General features: G+C 57.5%; 21 protein-coding genes. 12 read left to right on the top strand and 9 right to left on the bottom strand.

Translation table 11 applies throughout. The annotated features are described in order from the left end of the window. Nucleotides 1–76: 76 nt before the first annotated feature. The gene (locus tag ACVDG9_RS09895) at nt 77–1,222 is read right to left on the bottom strand and encodes a YHYH protein (RefSeq protein ID WP_447237866.1); all 1,146 of its coding nucleotides are present in this window, start codon (nt 1,220–1,222) and stop codon (nt 77–79) included. A 170-nt stretch (nt 1,223–1,392) separates the two neighbouring features. Then, a complete protein-coding gene (gene ndk / locus ACVDG9_RS09890; protein ID WP_031270733.1) occupies nt 1,393–1,815 on the bottom strand; it encodes a nucleoside-diphosphate kinase in 423 nt (140 codons plus the stop codon). Between the two features lie 245 nt (nt 1,816–2,060). Between ndk and ACVDG9_RS09885 the strand changes: the two genes are divergently transcribed. Further along, nucleotides 2,061–2,954 (top strand): DUF4344 domain-containing metallopeptidase, encoded by an 894-nt coding sequence (locus ACVDG9_RS09885; RefSeq protein ID WP_447237865.1) that lies wholly within the window; start codon nt 2,061–2,063, stop codon nt 2,952–2,954. Here the strand turns inward: ACVDG9_RS09885 and ACVDG9_RS09880 are convergent. Next, nucleotides 2,939–3,967, bottom strand: a complete 1,029-nt coding sequence (locus tag ACVDG9_RS09880; RefSeq protein ID WP_447237864.1) for a helix-turn-helix transcriptional regulator — start codon at nt 3,965–3,967, stop codon at nt 2,939–2,941. The two genes, ACVDG9_RS09885 and ACVDG9_RS09880, sit on opposite strands and share 16 nt — an antisense overlap. 138 nt (nt 3,968–4,105) lie before the next feature. Between ACVDG9_RS09880 and ACVDG9_RS09875 the strand changes: the two genes are divergently transcribed. The 4 genes from ACVDG9_RS09875 (at nt 4,106) to ACVDG9_RS09860 (ending at nt 9,276) form a co-directional block, all read left to right on the top strand. Continuing rightward, on the top strand, nt 4,106–5,182 hold the full coding sequence (locus ACVDG9_RS09875) for an alpha/beta hydrolase family protein (RefSeq protein ID WP_447237863.1): 1,077 nt from the start codon (nt 4,106–4,108) through the stop codon (nt 5,180–5,182). Between the two features lie 111 nt (nt 5,183–5,293). Next, a complete protein-coding gene (locus tag ACVDG9_RS09870; protein WP_075281649.1) occupies nt 5,294–7,177 on the top strand; it encodes an ABC-F family ATP-binding cassette domain-containing protein in 1,884 nt (627 codons plus the stop codon). Continuing rightward, the gene (locus tag ACVDG9_RS09865; protein WP_023003983.1) at nt 7,177–7,875 is read left to right on the top strand and encodes an HAD family hydrolase; all 699 of its coding nucleotides are present in this window, start codon (nt 7,177–7,179) and stop codon (nt 7,873–7,875) included. The genes ACVDG9_RS09870 and ACVDG9_RS09865 overlap by 1 nt, the downstream gene beginning before the upstream one ends. A gap of 162 nt (nt 7,876–8,037) precedes the next feature. Beyond that, complete coding sequence (locus ACVDG9_RS09860; protein WP_447237862.1) at nt 8,038–9,276, top strand: hypothetical protein; 1,239 nt, start codon at nt 8,038–8,040, stop codon at nt 9,274–9,276. Between the two features lie 25 nt (nt 9,277–9,301). Here ACVDG9_RS09860 and ACVDG9_RS09855 read toward each other — a convergent pair whose 3' ends face one another. The 3 genes from ACVDG9_RS09855 to ACVDG9_RS09845 all read right to left on the bottom strand — a co-directional run bounded on the left by ACVDG9_RS09855 (nt 9,302) and on the right by ACVDG9_RS09845 (nt 12,250). After that, complete coding sequence (locus tag ACVDG9_RS09855) at nt 9,302–9,694, bottom strand: rhodanese-like domain-containing protein (RefSeq protein ID WP_152506938.1); 393 nt, start codon at nt 9,692–9,694, stop codon at nt 9,302–9,304. Nucleotides 9,695–9,781: 87 nt separating this feature from the next. Then, nucleotides 9,782–10,234 carry a DNA polymerase III subunit chi gene (locus ACVDG9_RS09850; protein ID WP_023003980.1) on the bottom strand — a complete coding sequence of 151 codons (453 nt, stop codon included), beginning with the start codon at nt 10,232–10,234 and terminating at the stop codon, nt 9,782–9,784. Nucleotides 10,235–10,750: 516 nt separating this feature from the next. Then, nucleotides 10,751–12,250 (bottom strand): leucyl aminopeptidase, encoded by a 1,500-nt coding sequence (locus ACVDG9_RS09845; protein ID WP_447237861.1) that lies wholly within the window; start codon nt 12,248–12,250, stop codon nt 10,751–10,753. A gap of 237 nt (nt 12,251–12,487) precedes the next feature. On the opposite strand from ACVDG9_RS09845, the gene lptF reads away from it, so the two are divergent. The 6 genes from lptF (at nt 12,488) to rsmA (ending at nt 20,107) form a co-directional block, all read left to right on the top strand. Next, complete coding sequence (lptF, locus tag ACVDG9_RS09840) at nt 12,488–13,675, top strand: LPS export ABC transporter permease LptF (RefSeq protein ID WP_023003978.1); 1,188 nt, start codon at nt 12,488–12,490, stop codon at nt 13,673–13,675. Further along, on the top strand, nt 13,672–14,766 hold the full coding sequence (gene lptG / locus ACVDG9_RS09835) for an LPS export ABC transporter permease LptG (RefSeq protein ID WP_023003977.1): 1,095 nt from the start codon (nt 13,672–13,674) through the stop codon (nt 14,764–14,766). Before lptF ends, lptG begins: the two co-directional genes overlap by 4 nt. A gap of 58 nt (nt 14,767–14,824) precedes the next feature. After that, nucleotides 14,825–17,146, top strand: coding sequence for an LPS-assembly protein LptD (locus ACVDG9_RS09830; protein ID WP_035907990.1), 2,322 nt, complete (start codon nt 14,825–14,827; stop codon nt 17,144–17,146). 148 nt (nt 17,147–17,294) lie between these two features. Further along, nucleotides 17,295–18,215 carry a peptidylprolyl isomerase gene (locus tag ACVDG9_RS09825; protein WP_075281556.1) on the top strand — a complete coding sequence of 307 codons (921 nt, stop codon included), beginning with the start codon at nt 17,295–17,297 and terminating at the stop codon, nt 18,213–18,215. Between the two features lie 6 nt (nt 18,216–18,221). After that, a complete protein-coding gene (gene pdxA / locus ACVDG9_RS09820; RefSeq protein WP_447237860.1) occupies nt 18,222–19,241 on the top strand; it encodes a 4-hydroxythreonine-4-phosphate dehydrogenase PdxA in 1,020 nt (339 codons plus the stop codon). Between the two features lie 14 nt (nt 19,242–19,255). Continuing rightward, nucleotides 19,256–20,107 carry a 16S rRNA (adenine(1518)-N(6)/adenine(1519)-N(6))-dimethyltransferase RsmA gene (gene rsmA / locus ACVDG9_RS09815; protein ID WP_152506942.1) on the top strand — a complete coding sequence of 284 codons (852 nt, stop codon included), beginning with the start codon at nt 19,256–19,258 and terminating at the stop codon, nt 20,105–20,107. On the opposite strand, the gene ACVDG9_RS09810 is transcribed toward rsmA, so the two are convergent. Then, the gene (locus tag ACVDG9_RS09810; RefSeq protein WP_447237859.1) at nt 20,085–20,372 is read right to left on the bottom strand and encodes a hypothetical protein; all 288 of its coding nucleotides are present in this window, start codon (nt 20,370–20,372) and stop codon (nt 20,085–20,087) included. The two genes, rsmA and ACVDG9_RS09810, sit on opposite strands and share 23 nt — an antisense overlap. Before the next feature lie 14 nt (nt 20,373–20,386). Between ACVDG9_RS09810 and ACVDG9_RS09805 the strand changes: the two genes are divergently transcribed. Then, complete coding sequence (locus tag ACVDG9_RS09805; RefSeq protein WP_447237858.1) at nt 20,387–21,337, top strand: LysR family transcriptional regulator; 951 nt, start codon at nt 20,387–20,389, stop codon at nt 21,335–21,337. A gap of 44 nt (nt 21,338–21,381) precedes the next feature. On the opposite strand, the gene gmk is transcribed toward ACVDG9_RS09805, so the two are convergent. After that, nucleotides 21,382–22,089: a guanylate kinase gene (gmk, locus tag ACVDG9_RS09800; protein ID WP_023003971.1), complete on the bottom strand. Its 708-nt coding sequence runs from the start codon at nt 22,087–22,089 to the stop codon at nt 21,382–21,384. A 5-nt stretch (nt 22,090–22,094) separates the two neighbouring features. Further along, nucleotides 22,095–22,988, bottom strand: coding sequence for a YicC/YloC family endoribonuclease (locus ACVDG9_RS09795; protein ID WP_075281552.1), 894 nt, complete (start codon nt 22,986–22,988; stop codon nt 22,095–22,097). Nucleotides 22,989–23,023 lie beyond the last annotated feature (35 nt).

The following is a 23,023-nucleotide window of genomic DNA, read 5'->3' as shown; positions in this document are numbered from 1 at the left end:
CCTTTCTTTCCAAGTTTCGAATTTTTGAATGTTTCATTTCCAAAAAAAGTGCGTGGATGTCACGCACTTTTTCCGTTCAGCTTCCGCTGCAGGGAGATCTCCCCCCACGCCCGGCTTCCGGCCTTGCGCCGGGTGGAGGACCTCCGTTGCGCGAGCCAAAGCCTGGCCCATGGCCAGATCCAAGGCCCCGGGGCGGTGGGCGACCTCCATGCAGAAAACGTGGCGGGTGTCCGCCCTGCGCCTGAACAAGCATGACGGCAGCCTCGCTGTTGTCCGACAACGCCGCAAAATCGACCGTGGGAAGATCGCTCTCGTTCTGGATCTCGCCTCTCATACCAGCTCGTTTCAAGCGCATGAAGCTGCTGTCGGGATTGCCCATCCAACAGCGTGGAATGAAAGGAAATGCATCCGTCAGCACATAGTGATACGTGCCGTTCGGATATTCCGGCGTAACCGCAAAACGCCCGTTGCACTGGTCAAGATCGCCGGCACCGGCAACATAGGCCCAATCCTGTGTGAACTTGCCGTTGTAGCGCCCGCCCGGCCCGCCCGGCCGATTGCCTTTCTTCACCCTGTAGCTGCTGTTCAGCTTCTTGAGACCCGAATTCCGCTTGGGGTCGGAATAGCCGTAAGGGCCGTAGATGGGAAAGCCGTCCGCGGCAAATCCCAACAAGGCGGGCACTGACTTACCATCCTTGGAGGCCATGACGCCGGTCGGAATGCCATGATAATGGTAGGTGCCATCCGGTTGGACATGGGCGTTGTACCGATCAAGACCCAGTTTGCAAGCACCGCCCAGCGCCTCGTAGTTCCATCCCGAGCGCCGGTCGTTTTGCCAGAACTCCGCCGTGCCAGGGTCCATGACCACACCGTTCACCGCAATGCCAAAAACCGCCCCCTGCGCCCTGGTTGCGCTGGAGTTCTTGTGCGGCACCAGAGGGACTTTCAGATTGTAGTTCTTTTTCGAAATGGAATGCGGGTTCCCGCGGTTGGGAAATTTTCCGGGCGGTTTCACCGGATAGCCGTCGGCATGAATATGACGATAGTTGCTGTCGACTGAAATGTCTGCCGACGCTTCGGCCTTCGGCAGCAAGAGGTTCCAGACTTCCTCCATAACATGCGTCTGCTCGACGGCTTGTTCACCTTCCAGTGGCGCCATGCTGTCATGCGCGGCAGCCGGTACTGCAATCAGCACTCCGGCCAGCGCTATCGATATGCGCATTGCTCTCTCCCGATCTCTTCGCCCACGAATTGAGTATGAGGCCTTTGGAAGCAGAACGCTGTCAGACAATCGCATCAAAGTGTAACGCGATGTAACGGCTGAGAAGTGGCACAAACAGAAAAAGCCGGCCCCGACGGGACCGGCTTTTCAGTCAACTCATTGTCCGCAGGTTAGCCGACGAGTTCAACACCGGAGAACCAGAACGCGATTTCTTCAGCAGCGGTTTCAGCTGCATCGGAACCGTGTACGGAGTTTTCGCCGATGGACAGGGCATAGGACTTGCGGATCGTGCCTTCTGCAGCGTCAGCCGGGTTGGTTGCACCCATGACTTCACGGTTCTTGGCAATGGCATTTTCGCCTTCCAGAACCTGAACGACGGTCGGGCCAGAAGACATGAATTCAGTCAGTTCGCCGAAGAACGGACGTTCCTTGTGAACCGCATAGAAAGCTTCAGCTTCGCGCAGGGACATCCAAACGCGCTTGGAAGCAACGACGCGCAGGCCGGCTTCTTCAAGCTTGGCGGTGATGGCACCGGTCAGGTTGCGCTTGGTGGCGTCCGGCTTGATCATGGAAAACGTGCGTTCAATCGCCATGGTTTCATCTTTCTCGTTTCAGCAGCGGGCCGGCGGAGTGCCGGTTCCGGATTTTTAAAAATTTCGCGGCCTTAATAACGGGGTGCCGTCACGCCCGCAAGGGGGCCGGGTCATGACATTTTGATGTCGGTAACCGGTTTGTGGCTCAATATGGTGCTGGCCAACATACGAACGGCTGCCTAGTCTGCGCGCAAATGCAAAGGTCGAGCGGACGGTTTGCGGCGCTCCTCTTCGGGAATGACACCATGGTCGAACTCTTCGCCATCCTGCCGACGCTGCTTTATGCGGCCGTCGCATCGCTTTGGCTCAGCCTTGCCGCACCCTCGGTGGCGGCCAATACACATGGGACCGAAAGCCCGCAAACTTTCCCCACTTTGGCAGGGCAACTTGCCGCCCTTTCGCCCGAACAGCTGGAAGAGCTCTTCGTTTTCGTTGCGGGCAACACGCTGTTCACGCTCTACCACGAGAGCGGACATATGCTTGTCTCGGAACTGGAACTTCCCGTTCTGGCCCAGGAAGAAGATGCCGTCGACAATCTGGCCACCGTTTCCATGCTCGGCGCGGACACCGACGACATGGATCTTTATCTCACACAGGCGATGATCGGTTGGTTCCTGATTGCCGAGGAAGACTACGACGACCTGATTTTCTACGATGAGCACGATCTGGACCAGCAACGCGGCTACAAGATGCTGTGCCTGATGGTAGGGGCCGACGAAGACGCCTTTCTGGATCTTGCCAGAGACCTGGAGTTGCCGGAGGAGCGGATCGAAAGTTGCGCCTTCGACTATGAACAGGCCTCGGCTTCGTGGGAAATCGTGACCGATCCTTATCTGAGAGACAGCGATACGCCAGGGGGCAAGATCAAGGTCGTCCATGATCCGGCAACAAGAGACCTGGAAGCCATGGCCGTTTTCCTGAAGGAAAGCGGACTGGTGGAGATGGTCGCCAAGGAATTCGACACTTTCTACGAGCTGCCGAAGACAGTCACTTTCCGCTCGACCGCCTGCGGCGAGGAAAACGCCTTCTGGGATCCGCAGACGCGGGAAGTGATCCTCTGCCATGAACTTCTCGCCGGCTTGGCCGAGATCTATCTGAGTGTTCCGGAAGGAGATGAAAAAGCTCAGAGCGAGGACTGAGCATTCTTGCGATAAGCGCCTGGCGCTTCGCCATATGCCTTCTGGAATTCCCTGTAGAAGTTCGAACGGGTCAAAAATCCGGCCCGCTCCTGTATCCGGCCGACAGGCTCATCCGTCGTAACCAACAGTCGTTCCGCTTCCGCAAGGCGGACCAGATTGACGAACTGGCTGACATTGACGCCTTCAACTGCGTTGACGGCTCTGGATAGTTCCCGATCAGGAACCCCGACCCGCCGGGCCAGCCGCGTAAGTGTGAGCGATGGATCCCGGAAGAACTCCTGGTCCATTAGAACCTTTCGGGCAGAATCGACAATCTCTGCCCGCTGCGCGTCATTTCCAACGCTCTCTTCAACCTTTGCCCGTAACTGCCCGAAGCGGGCACCCAGAACACCAAAGGCTGCTCCGACTGCAAGGACCAGAAAGAACAGGCTTGCCAGCGAAATCGCAAGCGCGGCGGCAACCTCGCTTTGCTGCGCGAACAGGTAAGCGACCAAGGCGTCAATCAGCAGTGTTGCCAGCATGATCAATATGGAAAAGCCGAGCAGATTGCGAAGCAGACCATTCTTGTTCGTCGGAGCCTGGCAAAACACATCCGGCCCCAGGCTCCAGAGCCTTGCAAGCGCAAGCGCATAGACCGCGTAGCTCGCGCCGATTAGCCCATCAACGTAACCGGCAACCGGCACAGGCAAATGCATTGCAACTGTCACGATGGCAGCCGCACCAAAATTCAACGCCACGAGTTGCCGGGTTCTTTCACCCGAAACAGTCAGCGAGACGAAGGCCAGATAAACGGACGGCGCTATCCACACCGGCAACACCCTTTGCACGGTCAGGAGTTCGACAACCCCGAAGGCGAAGCGTGCGCCCACGAGGGCAGCTTCCAGCGTCAGCAGACCGAAGAGCCAAACGAACAGCCCTCTCGCGACAGGCGGCAACAAGCGCCAGTTCAGTGCAGCGATGCCGAGTGACAGGAAGACAGCTGCAAGCAGAAAGGAGACGGGAATGCTGATCATGACCGGTATGCGCAGACAGGCAGTTTGAACGTGCTGTCCTTTATCACGATTGAGGACAGGACCGGCAGCCTGCAGCGATTGTCAACAGATCTGCCACCGGACATTTGAAGGGCATCGCAACTTTCAGATGGATTTCCCATGTCTCCTCACCTCGCCGGACGGCACTCTTACACGCGCACATTCCTGAGTGCTGCAATCCTTGTTGCAGGCCTCATCGACCCGGTCCTGTCACAGGCACAGGACACTTCAACCCTCCCCTATGGTCCTGGTGTAAGCAGTCTGACGATCGAGGACGATCGGCTGGATCGCCCTCTGGCCGGAGATCTCTGGTATCCGACACAAACACCTGGGCTCTTCAGCCAGGCAGACAAGAGCAAGGTCTGGCAGATGGCTGCTGCGGATCCAGACGGCAAACCAGCGGACGGACGTTTCCCGCTGCTTGTCCTTTCACACGGAATGTATGGCAACACGTTCAATCAGGCCTGGCTGGGCTCGGAGTTGTCGCGGCGCGGTTACCTGGTCGCCATGATCAATCATCCGGGAACCAGTACATTCCTGCGTGATCCGGACCAGGCACGTGAACTCTGGGATCGACCGGTGGATCTATCGAGGGTGATCACTTTCCTGCTGGAAGACGAGGCAACTTCAAAGCGGATCGACCCGGACCGCATCTACGCGGCGGGACATTCTCTTGGCGGGTACACCGTGATGCTGTTGGCAGGTGCCAAGTTTGACACTGAACGGCAAATGGCAATCTGCACCGGCGAGAACCAGCCAGTGGTGTGCGGAGTTTTCGCAGGATGGTCCGTTGCCGAAACCGCCGCCGACAGGAAACTGATGTCCGTTTCGCGCAAGGATAGCCGTGTCCGGAAGGTCATCAGTATGGACCTCGGTGGCACGCCCCTGTTTTCAGAAGAAAGTCTTCACGCAATAGACATTCCGGTCCTGGTACTGGGTTCGGAACGTGCGGATATGCTGAACCAGGAAGTCGAATCCCGCGCTCTTGCGGCCGCCTTGCCTGCAAGCATGGTGCACCATCTTGAACTGGAAGATGCCGGGCATTTCGACTTCATGGGCGTGTGCAAACCGGAGGCCTTCGAAATCCTGAAGGAAGAAGAGCCCGGCGATGAAATTGTTTGTGTCAAAGGTTCCCGGGAGCGCGAGCAGCAACACAGGCGGATAGTCGCCGAGATCCTCGATTTTCTGGAACCTTGATCTTCAAACCGGCGGGCCAACGGTGCAGCGATGCCACAGCCCGCCACCGGATCGCCCCAAGAACAGCTTTCCACTTGCATCCGCATGGGCGCTCCGCCAAACATCCGCCTCATGTTGCAGATTACGGACCTTACATATCGGATCGGAGACCGCCTCCTGATCGACAGAGCCAGCGTTACGCTTCCCGGCAAGGCCAAGACAGGTCTTGTCGGTCGAAACGGTGCGGGCAAATCAACGCTGTTCAAGATCATCACCGGGGATCTTTCCACCGAGACAGGCTCAGTGCAGATCCCGAAGCGCGCGCGCATCGGTCAGGTCGCACAGGAAGCACCGGGGACGGAAGATACCCTGATGGAAGTGGTGCTGGCCGCGGACAAGGAACGCAGCCAGCTGCTGGCAGAAGCCGAAACACAGACAGACCCGGCCCGGATTGCCGAAATCCATACACGGCTCGCCGACATCGGCGCCCACACGGCTGAAGCCAGGGCAGGCTCGATTCTGTCCGGCCTTGGCTTTGATGCCGCCGCGCAGCAAAGGCCGTGTTCGTCGTTTTCAGGCGGATGGCGCATGCGCGTTGCCCTGGCTGCGGTTCTTTTTTCCGAACCCGACCTTCTTCTGCTCGACGAGCCGACGAACTATCTCGATCTTGAAGGCACGATGTGGCTGGAAAACTATGTTGCCCGCTACCCACATCAGGTGCTTCTGATCTCCCACGACAGAGACCTTCTGAACAAGGCTGTCGACAGCATCGTCCATCTCGACCGGGGCAAGATGACCTACTACTCCGGTGGCTATGACAGTTTCGACAGGCAACGTCGCGAAGCGATGATCCTTGCCGAAAAGGCAAAGGAAAAGCAGGACGCCCAGCGCAAGCACATGCAAGCGTTTGTCGACCGGTTCCGCTACAAGGCCAGCAAGGCCCGGCAGGCGCAGTCACGCCTGAAAATGCTTGAAAAGATGCAGCCGATTGCCGCCCTCACGGATGAGAGCAGCAAGCCGATCCATTTCCCCGATCCGGACAGCCAGCTGGCACCGCCCATCCTGAAACTCGAAGGCGTGGCGACCGGCTATGGCGATACCAGGATCCTGTCGCGGCTGACGCTGAATATCGACACCGACGACCGGATTGCGCTGCTGGGCGCCAACGGCAACGGCAAGTCGACATTCGCCAAGCTGATCTCCGGACGCCTTGGCGCCATGGATGGTGAGATCACCAAGGCGTCGAAGCTGAAAATCGCCTTCTTCGCGCAGCACCAGCTTGACGAACTCAAGCCTGCTGAAAGCGCCGTTGCGCATGTGCGTGCCCTCATGCTGGATGCGCCGGAGGCAAAGGTTCGGGCTCGCGTTGCCCGCATGGGTCTTCCGACCGACCGGATGGACACGCCTGCGAAAGACCTGTCTGGTGGTGAAAAAGCCCGCCTGCTCCTGGGGCTGGCGACATTTGACGGTCCGCATCTGCTGATCCTCGATGAACCGACCAACCACCTCGACATCGACAGCCGGGAAGCGCTCGTGATGGCGCTGAACGACTTTCAGGGAGCCGTGGTGCTGATCAGCCACGACAGGCATCTCGTCGAGGCTTGCGCCGACCGGCTATGGCTGGTGGCAGACGGCAAGGTGGAACCCTATGACGGCGACATGGAAGACTATCGCCGACTGATCCTGCAAGGTCCCGAGGCGGTTCAGAAAGCCCGTGACAAGGCCGCCGCGGAAGCTGACAAGGCAAATGCGCAAGAAAAACGCCGCGATGCTGCCGTCAAACGCGAACTTCTGAAACCGTTGAAACAGAAGATCGATGCCGCTGAAAAGGAAATGAAGCGTCTGCAGGAAAAGATCATCAAGCTGGACGAAGCCCTTGCCGATCCGGAATTCTTCACGAGGGAACCCGAACGGGCTGCGAAATTCGCCAAGGAACGGGCCTTCTGCGAGAAGAAGCTGATCAATACCGAAGAGGAATGGCTGGAGCTTTCCGCCGAATTCGAGGAGGCTTCCTGATGGCCAAGATCACAACACTCGGCTTCGATGCAGACGATACGCTCTGGCACAACGAACGGGTGTTCAGGCTGACGGAAGAACGGTTCGCCTCATTGCTCGGCGACTACACCGACAAGGATCACCTGGCCGAGCGGCTGCTGGCCGCGGAAAAACGCAATGTCCTGCATTACGGCTACGGCGTTAAGGGCTTTACCCTTTCCATGATCGAGACGGCGATCGAGGTCACCGACAGGCAGGTGCCTGCCGATGTCATCGCCGAAATCCTGGAAGCCGGGCGAGAGATGATGTCCCATCCCGTCGAGCCTCTCCCTTACGTCGAAGAAACGCTGAAAAAGGTGAAGGCGTCTTTCAAGCTGGTCCTGATCACCAAGGGGGACCTGTTCGACCAGGAACGCAAAGTGACAGCCTCCGGCCTCGATGTCTATTTCGACGCAATCGAGATTGTCTCTGAAAAGACCGACGAGACATACCGCTCACTGTTTTCACGTCACGGCAGTGGCCCGGGTGAAGCGCTTATGATCGGCAATTCGCTGAAATCGGACATCCTGCCTGCACTGGACGCAGGAGCATACGGTGCTCACGTGCCCTATGACCTGACCTGGGCACTGGAAGAGGCGGACGAGCCACGTGGCCATGACCGGTTTTACCGATTGGACCACATCGGCAAGGTGCCGCAACTGCTCGCTCGTCTGAGTTGAATTGCGGTATTTCGACCGAAAAATTCCTGTCGGAAGTGAAACCAATTAAAGTCTGACGGGTTGTCGTAAGTGAACATTCAGACACTGCGGGCACGTTTGCGGCGTTACCGCGGGCGTTTTCGCAAAGCTCGATTTTTCGCACGCTTCAGACCAGGATACGTAATGTCTCTCTCCAGAACCGTCACCCTATTCCTTGGCGCAACAGCGCTCGTCGTTGCCCCTTCCCTGTCGCCGGATGTACCTTCGCTTTCCTTCCATGTGGACAAGGCGTTCGCCAAGAATGGCAACGGAAACGGCAATGGTGGTGGCGGCGGCGGAAATTCCGGCGGCAATGGTGGCGGCAACAAGGGAAATTCCGGCAACAAGGGCAATAGCGGCAACTCCAACCGCGGTGGGAACTCCGCTTCCAACGGCAACGGCAACAAGGGCCTTGGGATCTTCAACCGCGGCAATGGTTCCAAGCAGGCCAAGTCGAACAACGGCAACGGAAATGGAAAAGGCCTCGGTGGCTTTCTGAATTCCGTATTCGGAACCGAAAATTCAAAGAACTCCGGCAAGCGTCAGACCGCCTCCAGAGGCAACGGTGGCACCGCGAGCCATCGGCTTCCAAAGGCTGAACGCGCGACACTGGCAAGCATTGCCGTGACCCCACAGGCAAGCCCTGCAGGCAAACCGAAGAACTTCAATGCAAAGCTTGGCCGGTTGAATTCCCTCAATCGCAATTACCACGCCTATATCAATTCCAACGACCCGCATCTGGCAGCCATTCAGGCCTACATAAATGACAGCCTTGCCTACGAGCGGCTTTCCGCAGATTTGGAAGGCCTTGAACAGGACCTCCTGACCGCACGTACGCTGTTCGACGGGTTGCTTCAGGACGTGGACAGCTATGATGGCTTCGCCTACGAAGGCCTGACCTCGCAACAGCTCGAAGACCGGCTTGCCGAACTTGAAAGCCTTGATACGGCTGAATTGTCGGATGACGAGCTGACCGCTCTCGAAACTGAAAGACTGGCGCTTGAAACTGCTCTTCAGAGCGACGCCTATTCGGATTTCAAAACGGCTGAAACCAACTACGAAACGGAAAAGACCGGCCAGGATGGGCTGGCCGCTGATGTTTCTGACGAAGCGTTGGAAGAAGCACTTCTGGCGATGGCAAACGAGAACCGCGTCCGGGAATATGGCGACGACTACGTCGACGAGGAAATGCTCGACTGGGCCAAGCAGGTTCTCGGGGTTGGCGATTACGACGGCAAGATCGATGAAATCCGCGAAGCAACCGAGACCCCGGACGACGGCACGGACCCGATTGACCCCGATGAAACCGCCGTCAACGACGATGGTACGGACGGTTCGGACGCCGATCCGGATGAACTGCGCCTGATCTCGACGTCCAACTAGCACCAATCCGGCGGGGCGGTCTGTTTCAGTCCTTTTGCTCGACAGGACCGCCCTTCTCGACCCAGTCTGCGAACCCATCAGTCAGATGGGCAGCTTCAAAGCCCATATCCTGAAGCGTCGCGACAGTGAGTGCAGAGCGCCACCCTGCGGCGCAATGGAAGATGAAGCGTTTTTCCTGCGAGAAGACCTCCTTGTGATAGGGGCTCTCCGGATCCACCCAGAACTCGATCATGCCGCGTGGGCAATGAATGCTGCCCGGAATGAACCCGAGCTTCTGACGTTCACGCACGTCTCGCAGGTCTACGAACACCACATCCGGGTCTCCTACCAAGGCGATGGCAGCGTCGGTGTCGACTTCCTCAATCCGCGCCTTGGCTTTGGCGACCATGTCGGCCGATGAGATCTTCAGCTTCTTCATAAGGCTTTCCTCCGATATCGGCATCGCGCACCGGTGCGCGTCTCACTTTTTAAAAGATTGCTCGCCCATCTCAGGGTCTGTGCCGGCCTAGGCCTTGCGTTCCCAACCGCCGGCTTCGGTCTGCTGCCAGTAAGCGATTTCAAACCCTTCCGCCTTGGCTTCCTTCCAGCGATTGCGCGCTTCCTGAACAGCCTCGGTATCGTTGCCATCAAACATGTAGATCGCCCGCTTGTAGGCGCTCAGCGGTGGCGGCGCTGCCCTGTCCACCAGGAAGCGCACGTCGGCTTCGTTCGGATTATCCTGTTCGGACGTGAGGTATATCGGCTGATGTTCGGCGTAACCGTCTGCCTTGGTGCCATGTGGCAGAAAACCGTCGTCGGTAAAGGTCCACAAATGGGCATCAAGGGCGCTGCATCGCTCCTCGGTTCCCGTTTGCACGACAACTTTCCAATCCCGCTCCAGGCACTTTTGCAAAAGCTGCGGCAAAGCCATCTCCAGTGGCTTGTGCAAAAGGTGATAGAATACAACTTCAACGCTCATGCCGGACCCTGTCTAGACACATCCTTGTACCTTCGCTTTCCGTTTTCCACCGCCATGCCGGAATGTGGTGCAGGCCTGCAACACTTGCCTGTTCAAATTCCCCCGACGGCAAACATGACATGGACAGGCCATAAGACTCGTATCATTAACCCTTCGAAAATGTCGATTGGCTAGGGTTCGTCCCCGGGGACGATCCAATGATCATTTGATTTGGCCATGGATCAAAAAATTTGGCCGGTGAGCGGTTTTCCCGAGCCGGCGCAAAAGGGGATTTGGTGAATGCTTGCGCGTGTCGTTGTGTTTTTCGCATTGGTTGCTGTCGTTGCAGGCGCGACACTTGGCATGGGTCTTCTGGTTGAACCGGCAACGGCCTGCCAGACCTACAAGACCTGCTGATCCAGGGTCGACAGTCAGATACGAAAAACCCGCCTTCCCGGCGGGTTTTTCTTTGCCCAGCGGCATTCCAGTCCTGGCGCCCTCCACCAGTAGAAAATGCGAAGGGCGCCAAGATGGACCTCAGCCTTCGTAGTGATCCGCGACAAGCTGGTTGAGCAGACGCACGCCATAGCCCGAAGCCCAGCTTTGACAGATATCGTCCTTCGGAGCGCCGAATGCGGTTCCGGCGATGTCCAGATGCGCCCAGGGCACGTCGTTCGTGAAACGCTGCAGGAACTGGGCTGCGGTGATGGACCCGGCCCACCGGCCACCGGTGTTCTTGACGTCTGCGTTGGGCGTATCGATGATCTTGTCGTATTCCTTCGACAGCGGCAGGCGCCAAAGCGGCTCACCGCTCGACTTGGCAGATGACAACAACTTGTCTGCCAGAGCGTCGTTGTTGGAAAAGAGACCAGCATTCAGATTGCCGAGAGCGACAAGCACGGCACCGGTGAGCGTTGCCAGATCGATCATGATCGCCGGTTTGTACTTTTCCTGCGTGTACCAAAGTGCGTCGGCAAGAACCAAACGGCCTTCCGCATCGGTATTCAGGATCTCGATCGTGGTTCCGGACATGGCGGTGACGATGTCACCTGGTCGTTGCGCGTTACCGTCCGGCATGTTTTCCACGAGGCCGATGACACCGATCACGTTTGCCTTGGCCTTGCGCCCGGCGATCGCATGCATGGCGCCGATGACTGCGGCAGCTCCGCCCATGTCGCCTTTCATATCTTCCATGCCCGCGGCCGGCTTGATGGAGATGCCGCCAGTGTCGAACACCACGCCCTTGCCGACGAACGCAACCGGAGCTTCGCCCTTCTTGCCTCCGTTCCAGCGCATCACGGCCAGCTGCGGTGGGCGGGTCGAGCCTTGGGAGACGCCAAGCAAAGCAGCCATCTTAAGCTTCTTCATTTCCTTTTCGCCGAGAACCTCGACTTCGACACCAAGGGCCGTCAGTTCCTTGGCCTTCTCGGCAAACTCCACCGGACCCAGCACATTCGCCGGTTCGTTCACAAGGTCGCGGGCCAGAATCACGCCGTCGGCAATAGCTTCAGCAGAAGACCAGGCCTTCTTTGATGCCTTGGGATCGGCAACGGCCAAGGTCACCTTCATGTTCTTGGGTTTGTCATCGTCTTTCTTGGCAGTCTTGTAGGTGTCGAAGGCATAGGCCCGCAGCTTCACGCCCATTGCGAACTCTGCTGCCAATACACCGGACGGATCTGCATCGCCCGGGACATTCAGGAGCACCGTTGCTGCGTCTGCCTTGGTCTTCTGCAATTCTGCAAACACCGCGCCGCCAAAAGCCCGCCAATCGTCGCCAGTCAACTCGCCGGCATCACCAACGCCGAATACGATCAGCCGGTCGAGACCCGATCCGGCAGGAGCGACCAGATCAAGACTTGCCTTCTTCTTCCCGGTGAAACCTGCGATACCGGCCGAACGTTGCAAGCCTCCCTCGAGACCCGAGACAACTTCTGCAGCAACCGGCCCAAGGCTAAGGTCGCTACCGGCCAGGATTACGGCCACCCCACCCTTCGGCGTTTCGGCCTTGGAGAAGTTCAGTTTTGCAAGCTTGGTCATGCTTCGGTCCCGTTGGTTTTTCTGGTTGGAGCGGTTGGGCAGTGGAAAGAAAAGGCGCCCTATCCCGTAGATTGTGATTTTCCTGTCAAATCATGGGGTTTCAACAGCTTTTCGGCAAGGGCGACAAAAATTAATGTATATTTACCATTCTTATTCATGAGCCATTCACCACATTCCGTGTTATTCGGTCTCAGGCCGATTATCGTCATTTTTGCAGGGACATGTACCGGCACCGTTATGAAAACGCTTGAACGTTACATCATCCGCCGGACTGTTTACGCTTTCACCCTCACGATTGCAGCGATGACGGGTGTGGTTTGGGCAACCCAGGCCTTGCGCCAACTGGACCTGGTGACCTCAAAGGGTCAGACCATTGTCCAGTTCATTGGCATAACCATGCTTGCCCTGCCCTTCCTGATCGTCATCGTAGCTCCGTTCGCCCTGATGATTGCGCTGATACTGGTTCTAAACTCCTTGTCGGGCGACAGTGAGCTGATCGTGATCGATGCCAGTGGCGGCTCCAGGTTCCTTGTCTTGAAACCGGTCATGCTCTTTGCCTTCGTGGTCATGTTGCTGACCGCGAGCATGTCACTTTATGTGGCTCCGACAGGACTGGCTCAGCTGCGCACAGAGATTACCCGAGTGCGCGCAGACCTTGTTGCCAACATCGTCAAGCCGGGCCGCTTCATCACCGTCGAGGACGGATTGACGTTCCATATCCGCAACCGTTCCGGCAAAGGCACTCTTGACGGTCTTTTGATGCACGACACCCGCGACCCGGAGACGGCCTTTACCTATCAGGCAGACACCGGGCTGATCGTCGAAGCTGCCGATCGCACGCTTCTTGTCATGCAGAACGGAACAATTCAGAGACGTCCAAAGCAGCAGGGCGATATTTCGATCGTTCGCTTCCAGTCCTATGCATTCGATTTGTCGAACCTTATTCCTGAAGCTGGCGAGCCAGTGTTCAAAGCCAGTGAGCGGACCACCCTTAACCTGATGTCACCAGGCAGGAACGACGAATATGCGCTGAAGAATCCGGACAAGTTGGCGCAGGAACTCCACGAACGCTTCAGCCAGCCGCTTTACTGCCTTTCCTTCGGCCTGATCGTGTTCGCGTTTCTCGGCAAGGCCAGAACGACACGCCAGGGGCGCGGGTTCGCCGTGCTCGGGGCAATCTGTTCCTGTGTCCTGTTGCGGACCACGGGCTTCGGCGTAACCGCCATTTCCGGTGGTTCCACCGCGCTTCTCAGCCTGCTTTACATTGTTCCCGTTGCGGGCGCGGTGTTCGCCCTCGTCTCCATCTTCCGCGAACAAGGCGGGTCGCAGCCACGCTGGCTGGTCGATCTGCAACATTCTGTTCAGGACAGGATTGATGCACTGAGTGATCGCTTGAACGGTCGCAAGCCGGGAGGCGTCGCATGATCCTTGGACGGACCCTGTCGCTGTATTTTTCAGGACGTTTCCTGAAGGCTATCCTCGGTCTCTTCCTGTTTGCCGCCGTCCTGATCTATCTGTTCGACGTCCTGGAACTGGTTAGACGCGGTGGTGACCGCGAAGGATTTTCCGTCCTGCGCGTTGCCATGATCTCGGCCTTGCGGGTGCCTCTGCTGCTGGAACAGGTTATTCCCTTCACCGTCCTGTTCGGTGCAATTGCTGCCTTCGTGACGCTGAGCCGAGGCCTGGAACTGGTCGTGGCACGGGCTTCCGGCATCTCGGTCTGGCAGTTTTCTCTTCCCGCCATCCTTGTCGGGATCGTTCTCGGTATCCTGTCCATCACCGTCTACAATCCTGCGGCTGTCTGGTTTCAGCAGAAATCGGACGAGGCAGCTGCCGGTTTGTTCGGCTCGGAACAAAGTTTCCTTTTGCAGTCCTCGAACGACGTTTGGGTTCGGCAGGACGGCCTGGACGGAGAATCGGTGTTGCTTGCCAAGCAATTGCTGGAAGGCGGCACGCTGCTGCAGGGCGTCACCATTTTCACGTTCGACAAGGACGGTACCTTCCGCGAGCGGATCGAAGCTGACGAAGCGCGGCTCGGAGACCAGATCTGGTACTTGGACAATGCCATCGTCTACACGACCGAACAGGATCCACAGCCTTACGGGCAATATCAGATCAGCACATTCCTGACTGCGACTGAAGTTCGTGAAAGCATCGGATCCCCCGAATCGATTTCGTTCTGGAATCTGCCTCGTTTCATCGAACTGGCCAGAAACGCTGGGTTACCTGCCTATCGCTACAATTTGCAGTATCAGACTCTCCTCGCCCGCCCGCTTCTTTTGGTCGCTATGATTTTGATCGCAGCGGCGGTTTCCCTTAAAGTTTCGAGGTTTGGCGGTTTGGGAAGTATGATTCTGGGTGGAATCCTTTCCGGGTTCGTGCTTTACGTTCTAACCGAACTTGCCAAGGACTTCGGGGGTGCGGGTATTGTCCCTCCCTTGGTGGCGGCCTGGGCGCCGGGAATATTTGGAGTACTCATGGGTTTGACAATTCTCTTGAATCAGGAAGACGGGTAAAGCGATGACTTTTCCGGTTTTTCTGACAACAGAGACTTGGGCCAAAAAAGGCAGACTGTTGGCTGCGGCGAGCTTGTGCGCCATTGCAGCAACCCTTTGCCATGGGTACGGATCACCAGCCGCGGCGCAGGACCTGACAGCAGGTCTGGCCGGTCAAGTCGATCCCGATGCCGAACTCCTGCTTGAATCAAGTGAGATCACCTACGATTTCGACCGCGATCTCATCGTCGCGACCGGAGATGTGCAGGTCTATTACGACGGCAGCACCGTGCAGGCGCATCAGGTTGTCTTCGACCGCAAGAGCCAGCAGCTCAAGGCGTCGGGCAATGTGATCTTCATCGAATCCAACGGCAATGTCGTGCGCACGGAAGAAATGGTCCTGTCCGAGGACTTTTCAGAAGGCTTTGCGCGCGCCCTTCAGATCGACACGACGCGGCGCACACGCTTCCTGGCTGAGCAAGCCCGGCGCGAAGGCAACAACATCACGACCATCGATAACGGCGTCTATACGGTCTACACCAAACCGACCAACCCGCCGGACAAGCCGCCGCTCTGGCGCGTGCGGGCCGAGAAGATCATCCACAATCAGCAGGAAAAGATCATCCGGTTCGAGAACGCAGCCTTCGAGGTCTACGGTCAGCCGATTGCCTACCTGCCCTATCTGTCGATGCCGGATCCGTCCGTCACCCGAAAGTCCGGTTTCCTGATGCCCAGCGGCATTGTGTCCGACAAACTCGGGTATGGCGTAAGCGTTCCCTATTACTGGGCGCTCAGCCCCTATTACGATGTGACGACCATTCTGACGCCACTCACCAAGCAGGGCGTGTTCGGCGATGTCGAATATCGTCATCGGTTTGCCGCTGGCGAAGTGAGTGTTTCTGCGGCTGGCCTGTTTCAGGCACAGCCGAGCAATTTCACGACGGACCGCGCTGACGATCGCTGGCGCGGTGCGGTCAATTCGACCGCCTCCTTCAGCATTGCGCGCGACTGGACCCTCGGCTGGAACCTGACCTACAAGAGTGACCGTCAGTTCTTCAAGGACTACTCGTTCACCAGTTTTGGCGACAACGGCGAGACCTCCACGATCTATCTGGAAGGCAAGACCGACCGTAACGCGCTGTCTGTCAAAGCCTATGCGTATCAGATCTCCCAGGAGGACTATACGGACAGCCAGTTCAACGCCAATGGCTTCTCTCCGGTCGGCAGCTCCCTGCAGGACAAGCAGCCGCTCGTTCTGCCCGTGATCGACTATGACTATGTGTTCGCGGATCCGATCCTCGCCGGTGAGTTGGCACTGACTGCCAACTTCACCTCGCTGACACGCGATGAAACGGATGCTTTCTCCATTGATGGCGGCACAACCGCGAAATTCCGTGGTATCGACGGCACCTTCTCGCGCGTGTCCGTGAAGGGAAACTGGCGCCGCACATTCATCGATCCGCTTGGACAGTCGTTCACGCCGTTTGCCTATATGCGCGGTGACCTGTTCTTTCTTGCCTCACCAGATTCTGACGTGACCGCTCTCACAGGAGAAAGTTTCGTCGGCCGTGCGATGCCTGCAATCGGCCTGGAATACCGCTATCCGTTCATTGCAACCTTCAACGGCGGCAACCAGATCCTGGAGCCCGTCGCCCAGGTTGTGGCCCGTCCGAACGAGCAGCGGATCGGCGAACTGCCGAACGACGACGCTCAAAGCATCGTCTTTGATACGACGACCCTGTTCGACTACGACAAGTTCTCGGGCTTTGACCGCGCCGAAGGCGGCACACGTCTTAACGTCGGCCTGAACTACAAGCTGCAACTGGATAGCGGCTACTATGTCAGCGGCCTGTTCGGCAGGTCCTATCAGCTTGCCGGCGACAACTCCTATGCCATTCCGGACATACTCGGTGCGACGCAGGATTCCGGTCTGGAAACTTCCTTGTCCGATTACGTCGGCAGCCTCTATCTGGACACGCAATACGGTGTGAAGGTCGGCGCCCAGGCCCGGCTCGACAAGGAAGATTTCACCGTGAACCGGATACAGGCACAGGCCAGCGGTATCTACGGCCCGGTCGTGTCTTCCCTTGCCTATGCGTTCCTGAACGCGCAGCCGGATGTCGGGATCGATGATCCGCGAGAGGAACTGCTTGGCTCCGCAAGCCTTCGCCTTGAGGAAAACTGGCGCATTTTCGGCTCCATGCGATACGATCTGCAAAACAGCAACATCGTGCAGGACGGTCTCGGGATCGGTTATGACGACGAAGGTTTTTCGCTGTCCGTCACCTATGCTGAAGACCGCAGCCGCAACGATGGCGATGACGTCAACCGGACGCTTTATTTCCGCATCGGGTTGAGGACCATCGGCACGACACAGGTTTCAAGCGGCGCTCTCAACTAGGCCATCTGACTGACCGTAGGTCATCATGCCGCCATGAAAAAAGGCATGATGCGTGGAACCTTTGAAATTTCGGGCATGATATGCGAAACATCATGTCATAAAACAACGAACTTCGGTTTGGCCTCAAGCCAGCACGGATGGTTATTCAATGCGACTTCGTATCGTTCCGGTATTCTTTGGACTAGCTTTGATCCTGGCAGCGCCGCTGGCAACGCCTTCCCATGCAGCGATCAAGATCATCGTCAACGATGTGCCGATTACCGACTACGACATCAGCCAACGCGCCCGGCTGATTACAATGACCCAGCGCAAGTCCGCATCCATCGCCAAAAAGCAGGCGGAAGAGGAACTGGTCGATGACCAGGTCAAACTTGCCGAAGCCGAACGTGTCGGCGTTGACGTCAGCCAGTCGGAAGTCGACAACGCTTTCAACAACATTGCCCGCAATGTGAAGATGTCTCCGGCCCAGCTTTCCAAGGCGCTTCGCAGTGGCGGTGTTCAGCCGGATACCTTGAAGGAACGCCTCAAGGCGCAGCTTGCCTGGAACCAGGTGTTGCGGTCCCGTTTCAGTGGCCGGATCGAAGTGGATGAGTCCGACGTGATCGCGGCCCTGAAGAAGACCGACGAGGAAGACCGTCAGAAGTCCGTGGAATATGACCTCAAAAGGGTCATTGTCGTGGTACCGAAGAACTCCTCCGGTGGTTTCAAGTCCAAGCGCAAGAACGAGAGCAACCAGATCCGGGCTGCTTTCAACGGCTGCGATGAATCCGGCGCCATTCTTGGCAAATACAGCGAAGTGGTTGTGCAGCCTATCGGACGCCGGCTCGAAACCGAGCTGCCGGAAAACATGCGCGCCGAAATCGAAAAAATGACACCGGGCAAGTTGACGAAACCGTCCACCACGCCCGTCGGTTACGAAATGATCGCGGTTTGCGGAAAACGCGAAATCGCCTCGGACATAGCCGTTCGCACGGAACTTGAAAACGAGCTGCGACAGAAGGAAGGCGAAAGCCAGTCCCGTCGGTATCTCCTGGAAATCCGCCGTCGTTCCACCATCATTTATCGCTGATCCTACATGCGCTCCAACCAGAAGCCGATCGCCGTCAGTATGGGAGAACCTGCCGGGATCGGCCCGGACCTGGCTCTGATTGCATGGGCTAATCGCAAAGCTCTCGGATTGCCGCCATTCTACATTCGCGGTGATGAAGCCCTGCTGCAGGAACGTGCACAGAAAATGGGCCTGAACGCGCGGCTCAGGCTGGTAGCGCAGGACGAGGCTGTTGCGACTTTCACCAAAGCTTTGCCCGTTGTACAGACCGGGCCGGCCCTACCCGACCAGCCGGGTGTGGAAGCACCTGAAACGGCAGCTTCCGTTGTTGCTGCTATTGAAGGGTGTGTCGACGATATAAAGTCCGGCCATGCCTGCGCTCTCGTGACCAGTCCGATCAACAAGGCTGCGCTTTACCGAACCGGCTTCGCCTTCCCCGGGCATACGGAATATCTGGGCTCCCTTGCAGAGATGCACTGGCCCGGAGAACCGGCAAAACCCGTGATGATGATTGCCGGACCGGAGTTGATGGTGGTTCCCGTCACCATTCACATTCCAATTCGCGATGTTCCGACATCTCTCACGACTGAACTTATCGTTGAGACTGCGGAAATTACCGCACGCGACCTCAAGACCAGGTTTGGCTACACGTCGCCGCGATTGGCGATTTGCGGGCTGAACCCTCATGCGGGTGAAAACGGCTCGATGGGAACAGAAGACCGCGACATTATCGAGCCAGCCATTTCTCGCCTGCGAGCGATGGGTATCGAGGCTACAGGTCCGCATCCAGCCGACACTCTGTTCCACCCGCCCGCACGGCAGCATTATGACTGCGTGCTTGGCATGTACCACGACCAGGTGTTGATACCGGCGAAGACCATCGGTTTCGACGAGAGCGTCAATGTCACGCTGGGTCTGCCTTTCGTGCGCACCTCTCCCGACCATGGCACGGCATACAACCTGGCTGGAACCGGCACCGCCCGGGTCGACAGTTTCGCTGCGTCCTTGCGCATGGCGGATGTGCTTGCCAACCCCGAGCGGTTCTAGGGCGACAGCGATCAATGGCTCAGATAGACGACCTGCCCCCGTTGCGCGACGTCATCGCCGCTCATGGTCTCAATGCGAAAAAGTCGCTGGGACAGAACTTCCTTCTCGATCTCAATCTCACCTCTCGCATCGCCCGATCTGCTGGCAGTCTTGAAGATTGCACCGTTCTGGAAGTCGGCCCTGGTCCCGGTGGGCTGACACGTGCCCTGCTGGCCGCAGGAGCGAAGCGGGTGATCGCGATTGAAAAGGACAGCCGCTGCCTGCCGGCTCTTGCCGAAATCTCGGCACACTATCCGGGGCGCCTGGAAGTCATCGAAGGCGATGCCCTTGAAATCGATCCGGTGGCCCTGACTGGAGGAGACAAGGTCCGCATTGCCGCGAACCTGCCTTACAACGTTGGCACCCAGCTGCTTATCAATTGGATCACGACACCGCAGTGGCCGCCATTCTGGTCGTCACTGACGCTGATGTTCCAGAAGGAAGTCGGTGAGCGGATCAGCGCGCCTCCCGCGTCCAAGGCCTATGGCAGGCTTGCAGTTCTGGCAGGCTGGCGCTGCAAGGGCGGGATCCTGTTCGACATCAGCCCAAAGGCGTTCACGCCGCCCCCGAAAGTGACGTCGGCTGTGGTTCATCTGACGCCAAATCCTTCGCCCCTGCCCTGCGACCTGAAAGCCCTTGAAAAGATTACCGCTGCGGCCTTTGGCCAGAGACGCAAGATGCTGCGTGCCAGCCTCAAGTCACTGACGCCGGACGCAGAAGACCTCGTTACGAAGGCCGGGTTGAAGCCGACGGCCCGTGCCGAAGAAATCGACATCGCAGGGTTCGTTGAACTTGCCAACACGTTCAGGGCCGCTCAGGCAGTTTGACGACTGGCAGGATGATGGAAAGTTCCGGTTTACGGCACTTGCCCACCTGAACGGCTTTCAGGTTGTCCGGGTTATCCAACCCGAGATCCCGCATCATCCAATCCGGCATTTGGTTTCTTCGGTCAGCCTTGTCCGGACCGGTGTACCAAACGTTTCGTTTTCTTGAAAACAGGCCCCTTAAAAAGCTGACCATTGTCTCATCTCCCGCTGATGACGGGCAGAAGATGTCAGAACCTTTTCTGAATGTAATTGAATGATGTTGCATGATATCATTCAAAAATGAATGAAACCGATTTTGACTGGGATGCCGTACGCGTCTTTCTTGCTGTTGCCGAAAATCAGAGCCTCAGCAAGGCCGCCCAGGTTCTTTGCCTGTCCCAACCAACCGTCGGCCGCCATATTGCGCGGTTAGAAGAACAGTTGGACGTACAATTGTTCGATCGACGCCAGACCGGCTACGAACTGACGGGTGGCGGCCGACGTTTGATCAAGATTGCCAGATCCATGGCACGCGGAGCGGCGGACTTCAGGCGCGCGGTTGATCTGGAAAAGGTCGGTTCAAAAGAGCAGGTCTGCAGGATCACGCTCGGTGAATGGGGGCAGCATTACCTGACACGGCACGTCGAGCAGATAACCGATGGTCTTGACGGTGTTCGAATAGAATTTTTCGCGGACGATGCCTTCTGGGATCTCAGCCGGAACTCCGCCGACATCGCCATCGGGAACAGACAGCCTAAACATCCGCACCTGATTGTCCAGAAACTGGGTGAGATCCAGTTTCACGTCTACGCCTCAAAGGACTACTGCCGAAAGCGACCGGACGCTGTTGACCCTTCGACCTGGCAGGAACAGATCTGGGCGGGATATTGCGGCAGCCGGGCGCGGCTCAAGTCCTCGCAGTTGCTCAACGCAATTCTGCTGGGCAAGACATGCCGCTACGCCGTCAACAATTCCGTATCGCTCTGCAATATTCTGAACGCCGGGCACGCCATGGGCGTTCTACCAGACTGGATCGCGGAAACGGAGGGGCTGACACGCCTGACGGCTACCCCACTCGCTCAGGGAGAGTCATGGATGAGCTTTCACGAAAGACTGCGTTTCCACCCGATGCTGTCGGAGGTCAAGGATCGCGTCGCCAAGCTCTTTCGGCAAAGGTTTTCAGAAACAGCCTCTCGAGCAGAGCAAATGGATACAACTCATGTCGCAGGTGCAGGTTCTTCGTCTTCCTAGCTTCGATTGACGCTGAATGGCCAGTTTAGGCAGCGCTTGAGACGTCAGGATTTTTCGGCCAACTCGTTTTCCAGATCATCGACCATGCCCTGAATGAGCGGACCGATTTTCGGCGAGCGGAACTGCTTCAGTCTTTCTGCTTTCAGGATTGCACGAACGTTTTCGTAAGCGCGTTCCAGATCGTCATTCACCACAACATAATCGTATTTCGACCAGTGGCGCATTTCACCGACCGCAGTCTTCATCCGCTTGAGGATAACAGTGTCCTCATCTTCAGCACGCCGCTTCAGCCGTGATTTCATTTCCGCGATGGACGGCGGCAAAATGAAGATGGAAACGACATCGTCACGCATCTTTTCATAGAGCTGGAAGGTTCCCTGAATATCGATGTCGAACAGGATGTCCTTGCCATTTTCAATAGCATTTTCGACCGGTCCACGCGGTGTGGCGTAGTAGTTGCCATGCACCTCGGCCCACTCCAGCAGCTCATCGTGCTCGCGCATCTGCTCGAACCTGCCGGCATCAATGAAGTGGTAGTGCACGCCGTCAACTTCGCTGGACCTGCGTGGCCGCGTGGTCACGGAGATCGACAGGGCAAGATTGTCTTCGTTCTGCAGCAGGAGGCGCGCGATCGTCGACTTTCCGGCTCCGGACGGTGACGACAGCACCAGCATCAGGCCACGGCGCTGCTGCTCGGCCTGCTCCGCACTGACAGTGGTTCCCGTTGAGGTACCGGCAGGTGCGTCGGTCATGTGGCTCACTCCAGATTCTGTATCTGCTCACGCATTTGATCGATAACGGACTTCAGATCCAGCCCAATGGCTGTCAGGTCCACGTCGTTGGACTTTGAACACAAAGTGTTGGCTTCCCGGTTAAATTCCTGAGCCAGGAAATCCAGGCGCCTTCCGATTGCTCCACCGGTGTCCATCAATTCACGCACGGCTGCCACATGGGCATGCAGGCGATCCAGCTCCTCACGGATGTCAGCCTTGGTCGCCAGGAAGACAGCTTCCTGATGCACGCGCTGCGGATCCAGTTGACCGTCCGAGGCATCCATCAGCTCTGCGAGCTGTCGCTTCAGCCGTGCCTTTATGGCGTCCGGTTTGCGCGCAGGCAGATCCTCGGCGGCCTGGGTCAGTTCGGCGATCCTGTCGATCTGATCTCGTACCACCCTGCCAATTGCCTGCCCCTCGCTGTGGCGCATGTCGACAAGGTCAATCAGCGCAGCATCCAGGGTCGTCAGAAGAGTGTTGTGAAGCGCTGCCTGAACCGCTTCGTCTTCTTCGGGCTCCTTGAGCTCAAAGACGCCTTTTTGCGCCAGAATGGCGTCAAGCGACGGCGGAGCAAGATCAGGTACCCGGTTCTTGAGGAGATCGATTGTCGCAAGGACAGCTTCAAGAGCCGATTCATTGACCTGGAGCTGCTGTTCGGACTGGTCTCTCTGCATGGAGAGCCCGACGGAAACATTTCCGCGCCGAAGAAGCTTGCCGCAACGCTCGCGGATCTTCGGTTCAAGCGTCTCCAACCCCGTCGGGATGCGGATACGAAGGTCAAGGGACTTGCCGTTGACAGATCTCAGTTCCCAGGTCCAGCGAACCGGTCCGGATTCTCCAAGGGCCCGTGCAAAGCCCGTCATGCTGGCAAGTGCCATGTGCCCCCCTTTGCGAATGTGCCGCCACCGGCCCG

The organism is Roseibium sp. RP-7 (genome assembly GCF_053005225.1).
Note: the sequence above shows the minus strand (reverse complement) of the source record. Positions and strands in the feature narration are given on the sequence as shown.